We start from the raw sequence: 16,864 nt of genomic DNA, 5'->3' as shown, positions 1-16,864 counted from the left end.
ATGAGGAGGCGGTAGTGCTCGGCCTGGGTGCGCACGGTGTGCAGCAGGACCAGCGGGGCACCGCTGCCCGCCTTGAGGTAGCGAAGGGTTCCCTCATGGCCGTCACGCCCGGCACGCGGGGCGATGGTGTGTGTGGTGGTCCCCGAGATGTGCATCGTGGGACGTGACTCCTGGCTGGGCATTTCGCAGTCTCCCTTTCCTGTCTTCCCTGTCCTACTTGGCCAGCTGCTCGTACAGCCCGGCCAGGTCGCCGACGAGGGCGGCCTTGAACTGGCTTGTGATGTCGTCGGCGCGGAAACGATCGATGATCGTGCCGCCGAGGTTGCGGGCGCCGAGAACGAGGATGTGCTTCATGAGTGTCCTGCTTGCGCGTTGCTCACGCGGTACGTGGCAACCGGGGGGATGCGGTGCCCCAATTGACGCGTCAGGCCCCGACGCGGGTGAAGCGGGTGGTGATCGTGAGGGTCGTGATGGCCTTCATCAGACCGAGCGGGTTCGCCGTCATCCCGAAGTCGCCGCGGGCGATGTCGACCTCGGCGGTGAGTGTGACGGCGTTCTCGGAGGCTTCGGCGGCCTGCGCGGTGAAGCTGAGCGGGCGGGTCTCACCGCGTACGGTGAGCTCACCGGTGACCTCCGCGGACGCGGGGCCACTCGGGGTGACGCGGATCGCCGTGAAGACGAACGAGGCGTGGTTGGCCACGTCGAAGAAGTCCGCTGCCCGCAGGTGCGCGTCCCGCTTGGCGATCCCGGTGTCCACGGAGGCGGCGTCGACCGTCAGGGTGCCGTGCGCGAAGCCGTCGGCGAGTACCGCGCCCTCGCCGGAGAACCTGGTGAAGGCTCCCTTGATCTTGGCCAGACCCCAGAATCCCGTGTGCTGGAGGGCGATCGACGAGCGGCCGGGGTCCAGGGTCCAGCGGCCGACGGCGGCTTCTGCCAGCGGTGTCGTGGGTGCGGAACGGTTCGTGCTGTCGTGCATGATCGGTCGCATCTCCTGGAACGGGCCAGCGCGTCGGCCGAGGCAGTGGGCATCAGCAGGCTATGAGCAGCGAATGAGACGTGACATGTCCTTCTGTCTGGTCTTCATGTCCGATCGTCTCGGACATGTGCCGTAACGTGAGCGCATGGACGTTCTCGCCGACGTGGTCTCCGCCATGCGCACCGGGCTCTCCTCGTACGGCCGCGCGGACGTCCGGGCCCCTTGGGGACTACGTCTCACCCAGTCCACCGGGGCGACCTTTCACCTCATCCTGCAAGGGACCTGCTGGCTGCTGCCGCCGAACGGTGAGCCGCCTCACGCGCTGGGGCCGGGGGACGCGGTGCTGCTGCCGCGCGGGGCCCCGCACGCCATCGCCGACCAGCCGACGACCCCGCTGGTCGACGTCGGCCTCAAGACCTCCGGCAAGGTGGAACTGCCCCCCGGCTTCGATCCGACCGGCGGGCAGGGACCCCGCAGCCTGCTCCTGTGCGGCACCTACCTGCTCGAGCGGGAACGCCCGCACCCGCTCCTGAGCACCCTGCCCGACTTCATGCACCTTCCGGCGAGTCCGGGCAGACACCGCACCCTGCACACGGCGATCACCCTGCTCGGTGAGGAGATCGACACCGGCCCGCCAGGTTCTCGCGCTGTCATCCCGTCCCTGGTGGACGCCGTCCTGATCCTCATCCTGCGCGCCTGGCTGGAGCAGCAGGACGACTACCCGGCCGACGGCTGGTCCAAGGCGATGGCCGACATCCCCGTGGCGCGGTCGCTCGAACTCATCCACGCACAACCAGGCGCCCCCTGGACGGTGGCCACCCTGGCCGCCCGGGTGGGTCTGTCCCGTGCGACGTTCGCACGCCGCTTCACCGACGCCGTCGGCCTGCCCCCACTCACCTACCTGGCCCGCTGGCGCATGACCACCGCCGCACGTCTGCTCCGCGAGGACAGCGGGTCACTCGCCGGCGTGGCCCAACAGATCGGCTACACCTCGGAGTTCGCCTTCGCCAAGGCGTTCAAACGGGATTTCGGCCTGGCACCGGGCGCATACCGCCGTCAGGTCACCGCCGGCCCCGAGACCGCCCCGCCCTGAGCCCGGCACGGCCGACCGGCAACAGTCGGCGACCCGTTCCGTCGCTGCTCGGAAAGTCCACACGCTCCCGCAGGGCGACCCCGCCGCCCCTCCCCCGGCCGCCAACCCCAAGGCGGGCGGCGCGGGGGCGAACCGAGGCGGTGCCGGGAGTGGCGCAGACCTCCGTCCAGCCGACCGTTGAGTCGCGCCTGAGCTCACGCTCGCCGCGTGATCAACGAAGCGAGTCCACCATCACGGGGGAAGGCCCCACGGCATCCCCGAGTACAGCACCGCCGGCAAGCGGGAACAGACGGAACGGGACGTCGTATGACCTCCGACGCCCGCGGTGCGCTCAACACGCCGCCACTGTCCTTCTGGCCGCACCCGACGTACAGGGACGACGCAAGGACAAGCGGTACGACGCGGACGGCTTCCTCCGCAATATCGCTGTCGGCGGGGCCGCCATGTGCGCCCATGTCTTCGCCACCGACACGGCCATGCGCCCACACCTGCCGTAACTCGAATCCGACCTACCACCCGCGTCTGGACCAAAGCCGGGCGACCAGCGCCGCGGGAATTTCGATCACCCACGGCGCCGCCACCAGGTGTTCTGCGTGACGGTCAGCCCCTCACCGAGGCGCGCCCGAGCCCGCCCCCCATTGACTGTCGAATGTCGACAAGCAATACTCTCGGCAGATTCCAGCCCTGATACGACAGAAAAGAGGCGTGGTGAACGACGCAGCCAACGTGCGGTCCCATGAGGGCGCGAGCGCCTCCCACCCGCAGCCCATCGACTCCTCGCTGGTGCCCCGCTTCGCGCAGCCCGCGACCTTCTTCCGCTCCCCCTGGGTGCAGGACCTGGACGCGGTGGAGCTGGACGTCGCGCTGGTGGGAGTGCCCTACGACTGGGGTACCAACCGCAACGGCGCGCGAGGCGCGCCCGCCCAGATCAGGGAGATGTCCCGGCTGATCCGCCGTTTCAACTCGGACGGTGTGGGGCCCTTCGACCTGGTGCGGGTCTCCGACGTGGGCGACGCCCCCGTCAATCCCCTGGACCACGCGGGAGCCTTCGACGACCTGGTCGAGTACTACCGCGGTCTGCGCGACCGCGGCATCGTGCCCGTCAGCACCGGCGGTGACCACGGTCTGGCCCACCCCATCCTGCGGGGACTGTTCACGGGCGAGAAGATCGCGATGATCCACATCGACGCCCACCCCGACACCTACGACGAGTTGTACGGCAACCGCTACAACCACGGCACGATGCTCCGTCGAGGGGTGGAGGAGGACATCCTCGACCCGACCAAGTTGATCTCCATCGGCATCCGTGGCACCCGCTTCTCCCTGGACGACCGCGACTATCACGCGGCGACGGGCATGCGCATGGTCACCATGGACGAGTTCGAGGAGATCGGCCGGCAGGGCGTCGTCGAGGAGATCCGCCGAGTCGTCGGTGACGCTCCCGTGTACGTGAGTTTCGACCTGGACGCCCTGGACCCGGTGTACTGCCCGGCCACCGGGGCTCCGGAGCCCTGCGGACTGAGCATGCGCGACGCGCAGGTGATCATCCGCTCCCTGGCGCCGCTGAACCTGATCGGCGCGGACGTCAGCGAACTCATCCCCGCGCTCGACCCGTACGGTCACACCGCTCTCAACGCCGCCAACCTGATGTTCGAGATGCTGTGTTCCATCGCCCAGTCCGTCGCCCGGCGCAAGGGCGGCGAGCAGTGAGCGCCCGCCCCGGTACGGACCCGACGCCGGACGCGCGCCCCGCCCTCGGCGGCCACCAGGATCTCTTCTACGCCAACGGCAACACCCAGCGCCTCCCGCACATCGTGCGGGGAGAGGGCATATACCTCTTCGATTCGGCCGGCACCCCCTATATCGATGTGGCGTCGGGCGCGGTCGTGAACAACCTCGGCCAGGGCAACGAGCGCGTGCTCGCGGCGATGGCCGAGCAGGGCCGCAAGCTCACCTTCTCCTACGTCCGGGTGTCCCGGCACGAGCCCAACCGGATGGTCGCCGACAGGGTCGCCTCGCTGGCGGGGCCGGGGTACGAGCGCGTGCACCTGTCCTCGGGCGGCTCGGAGGCCAACGAGATGGCGCTGAAGTTCCTGCGCCAGTACGCCTATGCCACAGGGCAGCGGGAACGGACCCGGGTCATCTCGTGCGTGCCGTCCTACCACGGGGCGACCCTGCTCACGATGGCGATCACCGGTGAGCCGGAGTACGAGACCGTCTACGACGGCATGATCACGTTCTCCGAGAAGATCCCCGCGCCGCTCGCCTACCGCACTCCGGACGGCATCAGTGCGGAGGAGAACGCCCGCAGAACCGTGGACGCGCTGGAGGAAACGATCCTGCGCCTGGGGCCGGAGAAGGTGCTCGCCTTCGTGATCGAGCCGGTGGGCGGTGTGTCGACCGGTGCCAACGTACCGGCCGGCCGCTTCTTCGCCGACGTCCGTGAGGTGTGCGACCGCTACGGGGTGTACCTGGTCTTCGACGAGGTGATGACGGCCTGCCGCACCGGCACCTTCCTGGCCGCCCACCAGTGGCCCGAGGCACGCCCCGACATTGTCGTCCTCGCCAAGGGACTGGGAGCCGGGTACACGCCCCTGGGCGCGATGCTGGCCCCGGCCCGCATGGTCGACGAGCTCGCCGGACTGACCGGGTTCAACCTCTCGCACACCTACAACGCCAACCCCATCGCCTGCGCCGGCGCGGTCGCCGTCCTCGACGAACTGGTGGAGCGCGATCTGCTGGGCAACGCCCGTCGGATGGGCGACCACCTGCGAAACCGGCTCGAGGAACTGGGCAAGAACTCGCCTCTCGTGGGCGACGTCCGCGGACTGGGTCTCCTGCAGGCCGTCGAGATCGTCGCCGACAAGGAGACGAAGGCCACCCTCCCCCGCGAGGTCCGCGCCCCGGACCGGATCCGGGAACTCGGCCTGCGACACGGGCTGATGCTCTACGCCAGGCAGCAGAACGGGGGCCGGTACGGCGAGTGGTTCATGGTCGCGCCGCCCCTGGTCATCACCGAGGAGGAGGTCGACACCATGGTCGACCGCATCGGCCGCACCCTCGACGACTTCACTGACGAACTGACGCGCGACGGGCTCCTCGGCTGACCTCGCGCCCGATTTCCGGGAGATCCTCGTGGATTACCAGGACTACAGGCACCTGCTGTTCGAGCACCGGCAGAACGGCGTGCTGCTCATCACCATCAACCGTCCCGAGGTCTACAACGCCACCAACGCCCGCCTGCACCTCGAACTCGCCGAGATCTGGCGGACGGTCGCGAAGGACGAGGCGACCAAGGCCGTCGTGATCACCGGAGCGGGCAAGGCGTTCAGCGCGGGCGGCGACCTGACCATGGTCACCAGCAACCTCGACGACATCACGGGCGTCCTGCGCACCGGCGAGGAGGCGCGGAGCATCGTCTACAACCTGCTCGACCTCGACAAGCCGGTGGTGTCGGCGATCAATGGTGTGGCGGTGGGGGCGGGCCTGGCGGTGGCGCTCACCGCGGACATCAGCATCATGGCCGACACCGCCCGGTTCACCGACGGCCACACCCGTCTGGGGGTGGCCTCCGGTGACCACGCCGTGATGCTGTGGCCGCTGCTGTGCGGCATGGCCAAGGCCAAGTACTACCTGTTGACCAGTGACTTCATCGACGGCACCGAGGCGGAGCGGATCGGCCTGGTGAGCAAGTGCGTTCCGCACGCCGAAGTCCTCGATCGCGCCCTGCAGGTGGCCGACCGGCTGGCCGCGGGCAGTCAGCCCTCGCTCCGCTGGACGAAGCGGGCGCTCAACCACTGGTACAAGTCGGCCGCACCGGCCTTCGAGCTCTCGGTGGTGATGGAGATGTTCAACTTCGTCGAGCGGCACGACGTCGAGGAGGGTCTCACCGCCATCCGCGAGAAGCGAGAGCCGCGCTTCCCCTCCGGCGAGCCGGAGGTCTCGACGGGGGTCAGCGGATGAACGTTCCCCATCTCCTGCGCCGTGGCGCACTGCGTCACCCCTCGCGGCCGCTGTGGCTCACGGCCGACCGGTCCATCACCTACGCGGAAGGCGAGCAACGCCTCAACCGGGTGGCCCGGGCCCTGGGCGAGCGCGGAGCCCTCGGCGACCGGGTCGCCCTGTTGATGCCCAACCGCTTCGAGGGCCTGGAGGCGTTCCTCGCCGTCATGGCGGCCGGCATGACCGCGGTGCCCCTCAACACCCGGCTGACGGCGGAGGAACACGCCTACATAGTCCGGGACTCCGGCGCCCGGATCGTCATCCACGCCGCCGAGTTCTCCGACACGGCGGCCGACATCCGTGCCGCGACGACGGACGTGGCGCACTGGATCGTCGTGGACGGCGACGGCGGCGCCGACGACTACGAGAAACTGGCCACCACCGGCAGCGCCGAGGCACCGGACACCGATCCGGCACCCGACGACCTGGCCTGGCTCTTCTACACCTCCGGAACCACCGGGGCGCCCAAGGGCGCCATGGAGACCCATCGCAACCTGCTGACCATGGCCCAGCACATGCTGCTGGACCTGGTGCCCGACGCGGCGCCCACCGATGTCGTCCTGCACGCCGCGCCCATCTCGCACGGCACCGCGAGCTGCATGCTGCCGCACCTCACGGTCGGCGCCGCACAGGCCTTCCCGCTGACCCGCAGCTTCGAGCCGGCGGCCTTCTTCGAGGCCGTGCAGCGCTATCGGGTCACCACGGTCTTCCTGGCCCCCACCATGATCAACAGGCTGACGCTCAGCGATCGGCGCACGGACTACGACCTGTCCAGCCTCAAGACGGTCGTCTACGGCGGCGGGCCGATGTACACCGACCAACTGCACGCCGCGATGGACGCGTTCGGCCCCGTCTTCGCCCAGATCTATGGGCAGGGTGAGGCCCCCATGACGGTTTCGGTGCTCCCCAAGGCCGAGCACGTCACCGGCCGCGACCCGGTACGCGAGCGGCGGCTGGCCTCCGTCGGCCGTGAATGCGCGGCCGTACGGGTCCGGGTCGTCGACGAGGACGACAAGCCGCTGCCGCCCGGTGCGAAGGGCGAGATCGTCGTGCGCGGCGACCTGGTCATGCCGGGCTACTGGAACCGGCCGGAGGCCACCGCCGAGACCCTGCGCGGCGGCTGGCTGCACACCGGGGACGTGGGCCACCTCGACGAGGACGGCTACCTCTACATCACCGACCGGATGAAGGACCTGATCATCAGCGGCGGGGCGAACCTCTACCCGCGCGAGATCGAAGAGGTGATCTGTCTGCACCCCGGTGTCGCCGAGGTCGCGGTGATCGGGGTCCCCGATCCCGACTGGGGCGAGTCGGTCAAAGCCCTGGTGGTCCCCCGCGCGGGGGCCGAACTCACCGCCGAGGACGTCATCGCCTTCTGCCGGGAGCACATGTCCTCGTACAAGAAACCCCGCTCCGTGGAGTTCCTCGGCGAACTGCCGAAGAACGCCTACGGCAAGGTCCTCAAACGCCAACTACGTGAGCAGTACTGGGAGGGACATGAACGCCGTGTCTGACGTCGCGAACATCGCGGGGGCCGTCGACGAGGCCCGGCTCGGCACCCTGGTCGGCGACCTCGCCGCCTTCGGCGCACGCGCCGACGGAGGGGTCGACCGCCAGGCCCTCACACCCGAGGACTTCAAGTCCCGCAGATTCCTGGTCGACCTCGCGCGCTCCTACGGCGCCCAGGCCTACCGCGACTCCATCGGCAACCTGTTCTTCCGCAGGCCAGGACAGGACGCCGAGGCGGCCCCGGTCGTCACCGGAAGCCACGCCGACAGCCAGCCCACCGGCGGCCGGCTCGACGGAGCCTACGGAGTGTGCGCGGGCCTGGAGGTGCTGGCCGCCCTCGCCGACAGCGGCGTGGCGCACCGGCGCCCCATCGAGGTCGCGGTGTGGACCAACGAGGAGGGCTGCCGCTTCGCCCCCGGTTCCATGGGGGCGTCCGCCTTCACCGAACCGTCGCTCCTGGACGGCTTCCTGGCCACCGCGGACGCGACGGGACGTACCGTCGGCGAGGAACTGGCCGAGGCCGAACCGCACTTCGCCGACGTTCCCCTCCGTCCCCTGGGGACCCCCATCCACGCCTTCGTGGAGGCCCACATCGAACAAGGCCCCGTGATGGCCGACGCCGGGGTGACCATCGGCGTCGTAAGCGGCATCCAGGGGACTCGCTGGTACGAGATCACCGTCGACGGAATCGCGGCGCACGCCGGCAGCACCCCCCGTGCCAACCGCCAGGACGCCCTGCGTGCCGCGACCGAGATCGCGACGGGCGTCTACACGGCGTTCGACGCCGGTGACGAGCGACTGCGGATGACCATCGGCCGGGTGACGGTCGGTCCCGGTTCCGTCAACGTCGTCCCCGAACACGTGCGGATGACCGTGGACGTGCGACACCCGGAGGAGGCGGTGCTCGACGCCGTGGAGGAGCGGCTGCGCGAACTGACCGCCGCCCACGCCGGCCGGGCCCGTCTGGAACGCACCATGGCGATGCCGCCGACCGGATTCGACGGCCGGATCCGTGACACCGTCCGCGAGGCCGCGCGGGACCTGGAACTGTCCGCCATGGAGATCGACTCGGGCGCCTTCCACGACTCCCTCCACCTGGCCCGGCACTGCCCCACCGGCATGGTCTTCGTGCCCAGCGTCGACGGCCTCAGCCACAACCCCGCCGAACACACCGACCTCCCGGACCTCGCGGCCGGAACCAGGGTCCTTGCCGCGTCCCTGATCCGGCTGGCCCAGGACTGACCGCCACGCCACGATCCGCCGCCGCCCGCGCCGCGGCGGGAAAGGAACAGCCATGACCCTCCAGGACGTCCCGGCCATCGAAATGCCGACCAGCGGTTTCCGTCGCGAGGACTTCATCTCGCCGGACATCTTCGAGGAGGAGATGGAGCGGATCTTCCGCAACAACTGGATGTACGTCGCTCACACGAGCCAGCTGGCGAAGCCCGGCGACTTCGTCCGCCATGACCTCGCGGGCGAGAGCGTGATCGTGGTGCGCAGCCGCTCCGGCGAGCTGCGCGCGCTGTACAACTTCTGCACCCACCGCGGCGCCCAGCTGTTGGAGGAGACCTCCGGCAGCTGCGGGCGGGCGATCACCTGCACCTACCACGGCTGGACCTTCGACTACGACGGTGAGCTGCGCTCGGCGCCCAGGATGCAGCCGGACTTCGACAAGACGCCCCACGGGCTCAAGCACGCGTGGGTGAACACCTGGAACGGGCTGGTCTTCGTGTCCCTCGCCGACGAGCGCCCGCCGTCCGTCGCCGAACGGCTCCCCGACGCCGACTTCGGTGAGCACCAGCTGGAGCGGGCGAAGGTCGCGGTGGAGTACCGCACCGTGATCGAGGCGAACTGGAAGATCGTGTGGGAGAACGGCGGTGAGTGCTACCACTGCGCGATCAATCACCCGGAACTCGGCCGGGTCATGAGCGTCACCCGCACCGGGGCCTCGGAGTCCCACTCGCTCGTCGCCGACTACCGCTTCGACCGCAAGTTCCCTCTGCTGGAAGGCATGCACACCCTCACCCTCGACGGGCAGTACCGCTCCAAGCGGCTGCTCGGCGATCCGGACAGCCCTCCGGAGGGCATGCGCTTCCTGAACTGGCATTCCAGCATCTTCGAGCTGACCGCCGCCGCCGACCACGCCCACATCCAGACGTTCAAGCCCCTGTCCACCACGCAGACCGAGGTGCGGCTGGTGCTGATGGTGCACGCCGACGCGGTCGAGAACGAGGACTACGACGCCGAGGGGATCTTCGAACTGCACCGCATCGCCCGCGGCCAGGACAGCGGACTGTGCGAGAAGACCCAGCGGGGGATCGGCTCCCGGCACTACCAGCCGGGACCGTACAACACCGTGTACGAGTACTCCAGCCAGCAGTTCCGCCACCTCTACCAGCAGGCCATGGGGCAGCTGCGATGACGTCGACGACGCGTGCTCTTGTCTACCTCGCGCCGGATCAGCCGCTTGCGGACCGGACGCTGACCCTGGGCGCCCCTCGTCCGGGCGAGGTGCAGGTGCGGCTGCGGGCCAGCGGGGTCTGCCACTCCGACCTGCACTCCCGGGACGGCGACTGGGGCACGCCCACACCGATCGTGCTGGGCCACGAGGGGGCAGGTGTGGTCGAGCGGGTCGGCGAGGGGGTGCGGGACGTCGTACCCGGCGACCACGTGGTCCTCGCCTGGGCGGCGCCCTGCCGTCGTTGTCGGCACTGCGTGACGGGAAAGGCCTGGGCCTGCCACAACAACCGCACCGAGGACAACCTCCTGCCCGACGGCACCACGCGTCTGGCCATGGACGGCGAGCCCGTGCTGCAGCACATCGGACTGGGCACCTTCTCCGAACGGGCGGTGGTCGCCGAGTCGGCCGTGATCGCCATTCCCAAGGAGATTCCCTGGGATGTGGCGAGCCTCCTGGGCTGCGGTGTCGCCACCGGTGTCGGCGCGGTCTTCAACAGCGCCCAGGTCCGCCCCGGTGAGGCGGTGGCCGTCCTCGGCTGCGGCGGCGTGGGGCTGTCCGCCGTGATGGGCGCCCGTGCGGCCGGCGCCCACCCGGTGATCGCGATCGATCTCTCCCCCGAGAAGCTCAAGCTGGCCGAGAAGGTCGGCGCCACCCACACCGTGCTCGGCGGTGACGACCCGGCGGCCGTGGTCGCCGCCGTGCGGGACATCGTGGGCGACGGCGTCGACCACGCCTTCGAGTGCGCCGGGCATCCGGCCACCATGCAGCTGAGCACGGCTGTGCTCGGCGTGGGCGGCACCGCGGTCCTCGTCGGGATGCCGCCGTCCGGGACGAAGTTCGCGCTGGACCCGCTGGCACTGAGCATGTCCGGACAGCGAGTGGTCGGCTGCACCTACGGGGCCAGCGTCCCCGCGGTCGACTTCCCCCGCCTCGCCCGCCTCTACCTCGCCGGGTTCCTCCCCGTCGACGAACTGATCAGCCACCGCATCGGACTCGGCGAGGTGGACCAGGCACTGGACGCCCTGCGCCGCCGCGAACGGGCGCGCTCGGTCGTCATGTTCGACTGACTCGCCGGTTGGACCGACTCGCCGGTTCGGCGACTTCGTATCGGCGGCGGCCGGGGCACGCGATCCGACCCGACCCGACCCGTCCGGACACGTCTTCCTGGGACGGCGTTTCGACCACGCCTCGGCTCCCCGCCCGTCCGGCACCCGGACCCGTCACCACCTCCTCACCGAGAGCAGCACTCATGCCGACCCCCGCACCACCTCCCGTCCTGCAGCACTTCATCGACGGCCGGTTCGCCGACGGCGGGACCGAGACCGGCTACGACATCATCGATCCCGCCACCGGCGACCTCATGGCGATCGCTCCCCTCGGCACCGCCGAGGACGTGGACCGCGCCGTCACCGCCGCACGGCGCGCCCTCGAAGCAGGATGGGGTGCGAGCACACCCGGCGAACGCGCCCACGCCCTGCTCAAGCTCGCGGACCGGCTGGAAGAGCACCTGGGCCATCTCGCCGAGCTCGAGGCCCGCAACGCCGGCAAGCCGATCGCCGCGTCGGAGCACGAGATGCGGCTGAACCTCGACCATCTGCGGTTCTTCGCCGGTGCGGCCCGCTCCCTGCAGAACGCCGCCGCGGGCGAGTACGCGCCCGGCCGTACGTCGCTGCTGCGCCGGGAGCCGGTCGGTGTGGTCGGCGGCATCGCACCGTGGAACTACCCGCTGATGATGGCCATCTGGAAGGCGGCACCGGCCCTGGCCACCGGCAACACGGTGGTGCTCAAGCCGTCCGAGACCACACCGCTGACCGCCCTGCGCCTCGCCGAACTGGCGGACGGCGTGCTGCCCCCCGGTGTGCTCAACGTCGTCCTCGGCGCCGGGGAGACCGGCGAGGCCATCGTCCGCCACCCCGGTGTGGACATGGTCTCGCTGACCGGTTCGGTGGAGTCCGGCCGCAGGGTCGCCCAGGTGGCCGCGGAGTCCCTGAAGCGCACGCACCTCGAACTCGGCGGCAAGGCCCCTGTCCTGGTCTTCGAGGACGCCGACCTGGAAACCGCCCTGAACGGGATCGCCTCCGCCGCGTTCTACAACGCCGGACAGGACTGCACCGCCGCCACCCGTGTCCTGGCCGCCGACCGGGTGTACGAGGCGGTCGTCAGCGGACTCGCCGACCGGGCGAAGGCGCTGCGCACCGGCGACACCATGAGCCGTGACATCGACCTCGGCCCCCTGAACAGCCCGCGCCAGCGCGACCGGGTCGAGGGCTTCCTCGAGCGGCGTCCGGCCCACGCCGAACTGGTCACGGGCGGCGGCAGGCCACAACAGGCGGGCTACTTCCTGGAACCCGCCGTGATCGCCGGAGTGGCCCAGGACGACGAACTCGTGCAGCGGGAGATCTTCGGACCGGTGGTCACCGTGCAGAGGTTCACCGACGAGACCGAGGCGATCCGCTGCGCGCACGACACGCCGTACGGTCTCGCGGCCTCGGTCTGGACCCGTGACGTGGGACGCGCACTGCGCCTGTCCAAGGCCCTGCATTTCGGATGCGTGTGGGTCAACGGGCATCAGAGCGTGGTGGCCGAGATGCCGCACGGCGGCTTCGGTCAGTCCGGGCACGGCAAGGACCTGTCGCTGGCCGCTCTGGACCACTACGCCGACCTCAAGCACGTCATGGTGACTCTCTCATGAGCGGCGACCGACACAGCGCCAGGCGTCATTCGGTGGCCGTCATCCCCGGGGACGGCATCGGCATCGAGGTGGTCCCCGCGGCCGTCGCCGCGGTGGACGCCGTCGCGGCGGTCCACGGCTTCACCGTGCGCTGGACGGAGTACCCGTGGGGCTCGGACCACTACCGGCGCCACGGAAGGATGATGGCGGTCGACGGGCTGGACGTGCTCTCCCGGCACGACGCGATCCTGCTGGGCGCGGTCGGAACACCGGACATCCCCGACGACGTCACCCTGTGGGGGCTGCTGATCCCCATCCGGCGCCAGTTCGACCAGTACGTCAATCTGCGGCCGGTGCGTTCGATGCCTGGCGTGCGCGGCCCGCTGCGCGATGCGAACGACATCGATCTGGTGATCGTGCGTGAGAACGTCGAGGGCGAGTACTCGGAGATCGGCGGCCGGTTCCATCGCGGGCGGCCCGAGGAGATGGCGATCCAGGAGTCCGTCTTCACCCGGGCGGGAGTGGCACGGGTGGCCGGCTACGCGGCCCGGCTCGCGGGCGAGCGGCGCGGCGGGCTGACCTCGGCGACCAAGTCCAACGGGATCATCCACACCATGCCGTTCTGGGACGAGGTGGTCGCCGAGACCGTCGCCGCGTCACCCGGGGTGGCCCTGCGCAAGGTTCTCATCGACGCTCTCGCCGCCGAACTGGTGCTGCGTCCGGAGCGGTTCGACGTGATCGTGGCGTCCAACCTGTTCGGCGACATCCTCTCCGACCTGGCCTCCGCCCTCACCGGTTCCATAGGACTCGCCGCGAGCGCCAACCTCAACCCCGAGCGGAAGCATCCGTCGCTGTTCGAGCCCGTGCACGGTTCCGCCCCTGACATCGCGGGCAAGGGCATCGCCAATCCCGTGGGGCAGATCTGGTCGGCGGCGCTGATGCTGCGCCATCTCGGCGAGGAGGCGGCCGCGCGGGCCCTGCTGGACGCCGTCGACGCGGCTCTGGCGGCGGGAGTACTCACCCGTGACCTCGGCGGGAACGCCTCGACCACCGACTTCGTCGCCGCGGTCGTCGCCACGATCACGGCGACGGCCGGCACCGTAGCGGACAGGAGCAGCGGATCATGAGAACACAGGGGTTGTACATCGGCGGTGCCTGGCAGCACCCGGACGCGACCTTCACGGTCACCGACCCCTGGGACGGCACGGTCGTGGGGCGAGTGGCCTCCGCGGAAGCACACCAGGCCACTGCGGCGGTGGACGCCGCCGTGGCCGCCGACTGCCCGGCCGCCCACGAACGGGCCCGGGTGCTGCGCCGTACGGCCGACCTCGTGGAGGAGCGTGCCGAGCTGTTCGCACAGACCATCCGGGCCGAGGCGGGCAAGCCCATCAGCGCGGCCCGGGGCGAGGTGGGCCGGGCGGTGGACACGCTGCGGCTGTCCGCCGAGGAGGCCCGCCGGCTCGCGGGCGAGGCGATCCCCATGGACGCGGTCGCGGCGGGCGAGGGTCTGCTCGCCTTCACCGTGCCCCGGCCGGTCGGCCCGGTGGCCGCGATCACCCCGTTCAACTTCCCGCTGAACCTGGTCACCCACAAGGTGGGCCCGGCTGTCGCCGCCGGGTGCCCGGTGCTGCTGAAACCGTCGGAGCGGACTCCGCTCACCGCCGGTCTGCTGGTGGAGTGTTTCGACGAAGCCGGTCTGCCCGCGGGCATGCTGAACCTCGTCACCGGCGATCCCGGCACCGTGGTGGGCACATGGACGGACGATCCGCGGGTGGCCGTGCTCACCTTCACCGGCTCGTCCTCGGTGGGCTGGTCCCTCAAACAGCGCTCCCCCGCCAAGCGCCACGTCCTGGAGCTGGGCTCCAACACCGCGATGGTGGTCGCCGACGACGCCGATCTCGACGCGGCGGTACAGGCCGCCGTCACCGGGGCCTTCACCTACTCCGGCCAGGCCTGCATCTCCCTGCAACGGGTCTACGTCACGCCGGGCGCGGCCGAGCCGTTCCTGGAGCGGCTGGCCAAGGCCGCCGAGTCGCTGGTGGCGGGCGACCCGAAGGACGAGAGAACCGTCGTCGGACCGCTCATCAGCGCGGAGGCCACGCAACGGGTGAGCTCCTGGGTGGAGGCGGCCTTGCGGAGCGGGGCGTCGCTGCGGGCCGGCGGCGATATCGCGGACGGTGTCCTGCGGCCCACCGTGCTGGCGGACGTGCCCTCCGACGCGTCGGTGATGTGCGAGGAGGTCTTCGGGCCGGTCGTATCGGTGAACACGGTGCCCGACCTGGACGCCGCCGTACGCGAGGTCAACGCCTCCCGCTTCGGCCTCAACACCGCCGTCTTCACGGCCTCCACGGCCACGGCGCTGAAGTACGTCCGCCAGGCGGAGGCGGGCGCGGTGCTGGTCAACCTCGCGCCCTCGTTCCGCACCGACCACATGCCCTACGGGGGCGTGAAGGACTCCGGAGAGGGCCGCGAAGGCGTGCCCTACGCGGTTCGGGCACTGCTCGATCCCAAGCTGGTGATTCTCGGGGGGTAGGAGGACTCTCCCGGAAGCCGACCGAGAGGCACTTCGTGCACGACATAGTCGCCCTCGACGCCCATGCCCTCTCCCGGGCCATCCGGCAGCGCACCGTCTCCTGCGTCGAGGTCATGCAGGCCTACCTCAGCCACATCGAACTCGTGAACCCGCAGGTGAACGCGATCGTGGGCATGCAGGACCCAGAAGTGTCGATCGCCCGGGCCCGTGAACGGGACGACCAGCTGAGCCGGGGTGAGTACCTCGGCTGGATGCACGGATTCCCGCACGCGGTGAAGGACCTCGCAGCCGCCGCCGGACTGCCCTTCACCATGTGTTCACCGCTGTTCGAAGACCGAGTGGCGGCCGAGGACGAGGTGTTCGTGGCACGGCTGCGAGCTGCCGGCGCGATCGTCATCGGCAAGACCAACGCACCCGAGTTCGGGCTCGGTTCGCAGACCTACAACCCGCTCTGGGGGACCACGGGGAACGCATACGAACCGGACCTGACCGCCGGTGGAAGCAGCGGCGGCGGTGGCTCTGCGGATGGTGCCCGTGGCGGACGGCAGCGACTTCATGGGCTCGCTGCGCAATCCTGCCGCCTTCAACAACGTCTTCGGCCTGCGGCCCAGCGCGGGGCGGGTGCCCGAGCCCGGTTTCGTGGTCTCACCAGCGGTCGTGGGGCCGATGGCGCGCACCACTGAGGACCTGGCCGCTCTGCTGTCCGTGATGGCCGGCGCCGACCCCGGCTCGCCGCTGTCCCTCGCCGACGACCCCGGCGTCTTCGCCCGCGGGCTCGACGGCGACTTCCGGGGGACTCGCATCGCCTGGGTGGGGGACTGGAACGGCCATCTGGCCACGGAACCGGGCCTGATGGAGCTCTGCGAGTCCTCCTTCGACGTCTTCGAGTCCCTGGGTTGCACGGTTGAGAGCGCGCTTCCCGCGTATGCGCCGGAGAGGATCTGGGAGACCTTCCTGACCTGGCGCTGGTGGAGCAACGCGGCGGCCGGGCATGCCCTTTACCAGGACCCCGGGCACCGGGCCGGGCTCAAGCCCGAAGCCGTGTGGGAGATCGAGAACGGGCTTCGGCTGAGCGGACTGGACGTCTCCACAGCGGCTGCCGAACGCACCGCCCTGTATGCGGCCGTACAGGACCTCTTCGAGACCTAGACCTTCCAGCGCCGCTCCCCGCGCTCCTGGTGATACTGGCAGGCCAGTTTCCACGCCGTCTCCACCGCGTCGGCGCCTCCGGACACGAAGAAGACGCGCTCCAGTCCCTCCGGGGCGAGATCGGCGACCTCGGCGGCCAGTTCGATGGCGCGTGGATGGGCATAGCTCCAGTTCGGGTAATAGGGGAGCTCTTCCAGTTGGGCAGCGGCGGCCCGGCCGATCTCGGCGCCGTGCGAGTAGCCGATCTGCACACAGAACAGTCCGGCCAGCCCGTCCAGGAAACGGCGCCCCTGCTCATCCTCGACGGTGCAGCCCTCACCTCGGACGATGACAGGCAGACTGCCGTCCTTGACCCGTGACATCTCCGTGCAGTGCGGCCAGAGGTGGCGGCGCGCCTTGGCGTGGAGATCCGTGAAAGCCACTGTTCCTCCTGTTGACGGCCCGACCTGGGCCGGCCCGATGGGAACGGG

Annotated in this window: 14 protein-coding genes and 2 pseudogenes; 12 read left to right on the top strand and 4 right to left on the bottom strand. The window is 70.2% G+C overall.

From position 1 onward, the window contains the following. The 3 genes and pseudogenes from ABZ464_RS30810 to ABZ464_RS30800 all read right to left on the bottom strand — a co-directional run. Positions 1-182: pseudogene (locus tag ABZ464_RS30810) on the bottom strand (alpha/beta hydrolase); the annotation flags it as partial. Positions 183-213: 31 nt separating this feature from the next. Further along, complete coding sequence (locus ABZ464_RS30805; protein ID WP_359282072.1) at positions 214-354, bottom strand: hypothetical protein; 141 nt, start codon at positions 352-354, stop codon at positions 214-216. A 70-nt stretch (positions 355-424) separates the two neighbouring features. After that, a complete protein-coding gene (locus tag ABZ464_RS30800) occupies positions 425-976 on the bottom strand; it encodes a YceI family protein (protein ID WP_359282070.1) in 552 nt (183 codons plus the stop codon). Positions 977-1,121: 145 nt separating this feature from the next. Between ABZ464_RS30800 and ABZ464_RS30795 the strand changes: the two genes are divergently transcribed. The 12 genes and pseudogenes from ABZ464_RS30795 to ABZ464_RS30740 all read left to right on the top strand — a co-directional run bounded on the left by ABZ464_RS30795 (position 1,122) and on the right by ABZ464_RS30740 (position 16,394). Then, positions 1,122-2,069, top strand: a complete 948-nt coding sequence (locus tag ABZ464_RS30795) for an AraC family transcriptional regulator (protein WP_359282068.1) — start codon at positions 1,122-1,124, stop codon at positions 2,067-2,069. Positions 2,070-2,777: 708 nt separating this feature from the next. Then, positions 2,778-3,779, top strand: coding sequence for an agmatinase (locus tag ABZ464_RS30790; RefSeq protein WP_359282067.1), 1,002 nt, complete (start codon positions 2,778-2,780; stop codon positions 3,777-3,779). After that, positions 3,776-5,176, top strand: coding sequence for an aminotransferase class III-fold pyridoxal phosphate-dependent enzyme (locus ABZ464_RS30785; RefSeq protein ID WP_359282065.1), 1,401 nt, complete (start codon positions 3,776-3,778; stop codon positions 5,174-5,176). Before ABZ464_RS30790 ends, ABZ464_RS30785 begins: the two co-directional genes overlap by 4 nt. Positions 5,177-5,204: 28 nt before the next feature. Next, positions 5,205-6,032, top strand: a complete 828-nt coding sequence (locus ABZ464_RS30780) for an enoyl-CoA hydratase/isomerase family protein (protein WP_359282063.1) — start codon at positions 5,205-5,207, stop codon at positions 6,030-6,032. Beyond that, positions 6,029-7,585, top strand: a complete 1,557-nt coding sequence (locus tag ABZ464_RS30775; RefSeq protein ID WP_359282061.1) for a long-chain fatty acid--CoA ligase — start codon at positions 6,029-6,031, stop codon at positions 7,583-7,585. The genes ABZ464_RS30780 and ABZ464_RS30775 overlap by 4 nt, the downstream gene beginning before the upstream one ends. Next, a complete protein-coding gene (locus ABZ464_RS30770) occupies positions 7,569-8,822 on the top strand; it encodes a M20 family metallo-hydrolase (RefSeq protein WP_359282060.1) in 1,254 nt (417 codons plus the stop codon). The genes ABZ464_RS30775 and ABZ464_RS30770 overlap by 17 nt, the downstream gene beginning before the upstream one ends. A 52-nt stretch (positions 8,823-8,874) precedes the next feature. Next, positions 8,875-10,002, top strand: a complete 1,128-nt coding sequence (locus ABZ464_RS30765; protein WP_359282058.1) for an aromatic ring-hydroxylating dioxygenase subunit alpha — start codon at positions 8,875-8,877, stop codon at positions 10,000-10,002. Continuing rightward, a complete protein-coding gene (locus ABZ464_RS30760; RefSeq protein WP_359282055.1) occupies positions 9,999-11,108 on the top strand; it encodes a Zn-dependent alcohol dehydrogenase in 1,110 nt (369 codons plus the stop codon). Before ABZ464_RS30765 ends, ABZ464_RS30760 begins: the two co-directional genes overlap by 4 nt. Positions 11,109-11,290: 182 nt before the next feature. Continuing rightward, complete coding sequence (locus tag ABZ464_RS30755) at positions 11,291-12,733, top strand: aminobutyraldehyde dehydrogenase (protein ID WP_359282052.1); 1,443 nt, start codon at positions 11,291-11,293, stop codon at positions 12,731-12,733. Then, entirely contained in the window at positions 12,730-13,839 is a 1,110-nt protein-coding gene (locus tag ABZ464_RS30750; protein WP_359282051.1) for a tartrate dehydrogenase, read from the top strand. The genes ABZ464_RS30755 and ABZ464_RS30750 overlap by 4 nt, the downstream gene beginning before the upstream one ends. Further along, the gene (locus ABZ464_RS30745; RefSeq protein ID WP_359282049.1) at positions 13,836-15,245 is read left to right on the top strand and encodes an aldehyde dehydrogenase family protein; all 1,410 of its coding nucleotides are present in this window, start codon (positions 13,836-13,838) and stop codon (positions 15,243-15,245) included. The genes ABZ464_RS30750 and ABZ464_RS30745 overlap by 4 nt, the downstream gene beginning before the upstream one ends. A 113-nt stretch (positions 15,246-15,358) precedes the next feature. After that, positions 15,359-16,394, top strand: a pseudogene (locus tag ABZ464_RS30740) (amidase). Here the strand turns inward: ABZ464_RS30740 and ABZ464_RS30735 are convergent. Beyond that, entirely contained in the window at positions 16,391-16,816 is a 426-nt protein-coding gene (locus tag ABZ464_RS30735; protein ID WP_359282046.1) for an aminotransferase class III-fold pyridoxal phosphate-dependent enzyme, read from the bottom strand. The pseudogene ABZ464_RS30740 and the gene ABZ464_RS30735 sit on opposite strands and share 4 nt — an antisense overlap. Between the last annotated feature and the right edge of the window lie 48 nt (positions 16,817-16,864).

This window comes from Streptomyces sp. NPDC005820 (assembly GCF_040630255.1).
Lineage (GTDB): Bacteria > Actinomycetota > Actinomycetes > Streptomycetales > Streptomycetaceae > Streptomyces.
The sequence above is the reverse complement of the archived record's forward strand: the minus strand, read 5'-3'. Positions and strand labels throughout refer to the sequence as shown.

What these genes read in the sequence shown, in the direction of transcription:
- ABZ464_RS30805 (WP_359282072.1), bottom strand. Translation starts at nt 354, where the DNA reads ATGAAGCACATCCTCGTTCTCGGCGCCCGCAACCTCGGCGGCACGATC.
- ABZ464_RS30775 (WP_359282061.1), top strand. Translation starts at nt 6,029, where the DNA reads ATGAACGTTCCCCATCTCCTGCGCCGTGGCGCACTGCGTCACCCCTCG.
- ABZ464_RS30765 (WP_359282058.1), top strand. Translation starts at nt 8,875, where the DNA reads ATGACCCTCCAGGACGTCCCGGCCATCGAAATGCCGACCAGCGGTTTC.
- ABZ464_RS30795 (WP_359282068.1), top strand. Translation starts at nt 1,122, where the DNA reads ATGGACGTTCTCGCCGACGTGGTCTCCGCCATGCGCACCGGGCTCTCC.
- ABZ464_RS30755 (WP_359282052.1), top strand. Translation starts at nt 11,291, where the DNA reads ATGCCGACCCCCGCACCACCTCCCGTCCTGCAGCACTTCATCGACGGC.
- ABZ464_RS30800 (WP_359282070.1), bottom strand. Translation starts at nt 976, where the DNA reads ATGCACGACAGCACGAACCGTTCCGCACCCACGACACCGCTGGCAGAA.
- ABZ464_RS30750 (WP_359282051.1), top strand. Translation starts at nt 12,730, where the DNA reads ATGAGCGGCGACCGACACAGCGCCAGGCGTCATTCGGTGGCCGTCATC.
- ABZ464_RS30760 (WP_359282055.1), top strand. Translation starts at nt 9,999, where the DNA reads ATGACGTCGACGACGCGTGCTCTTGTCTACCTCGCGCCGGATCAGCCG.
- ABZ464_RS30770 (WP_359282060.1), top strand. Translation starts at nt 7,569, where the DNA reads ATGAACGCCGTGTCTGACGTCGCGAACATCGCGGGGGCCGTCGACGAG.
- ABZ464_RS30745 (WP_359282049.1), top strand. Translation starts at nt 13,836, where the DNA reads ATGAGAACACAGGGGTTGTACATCGGCGGTGCCTGGCAGCACCCGGAC.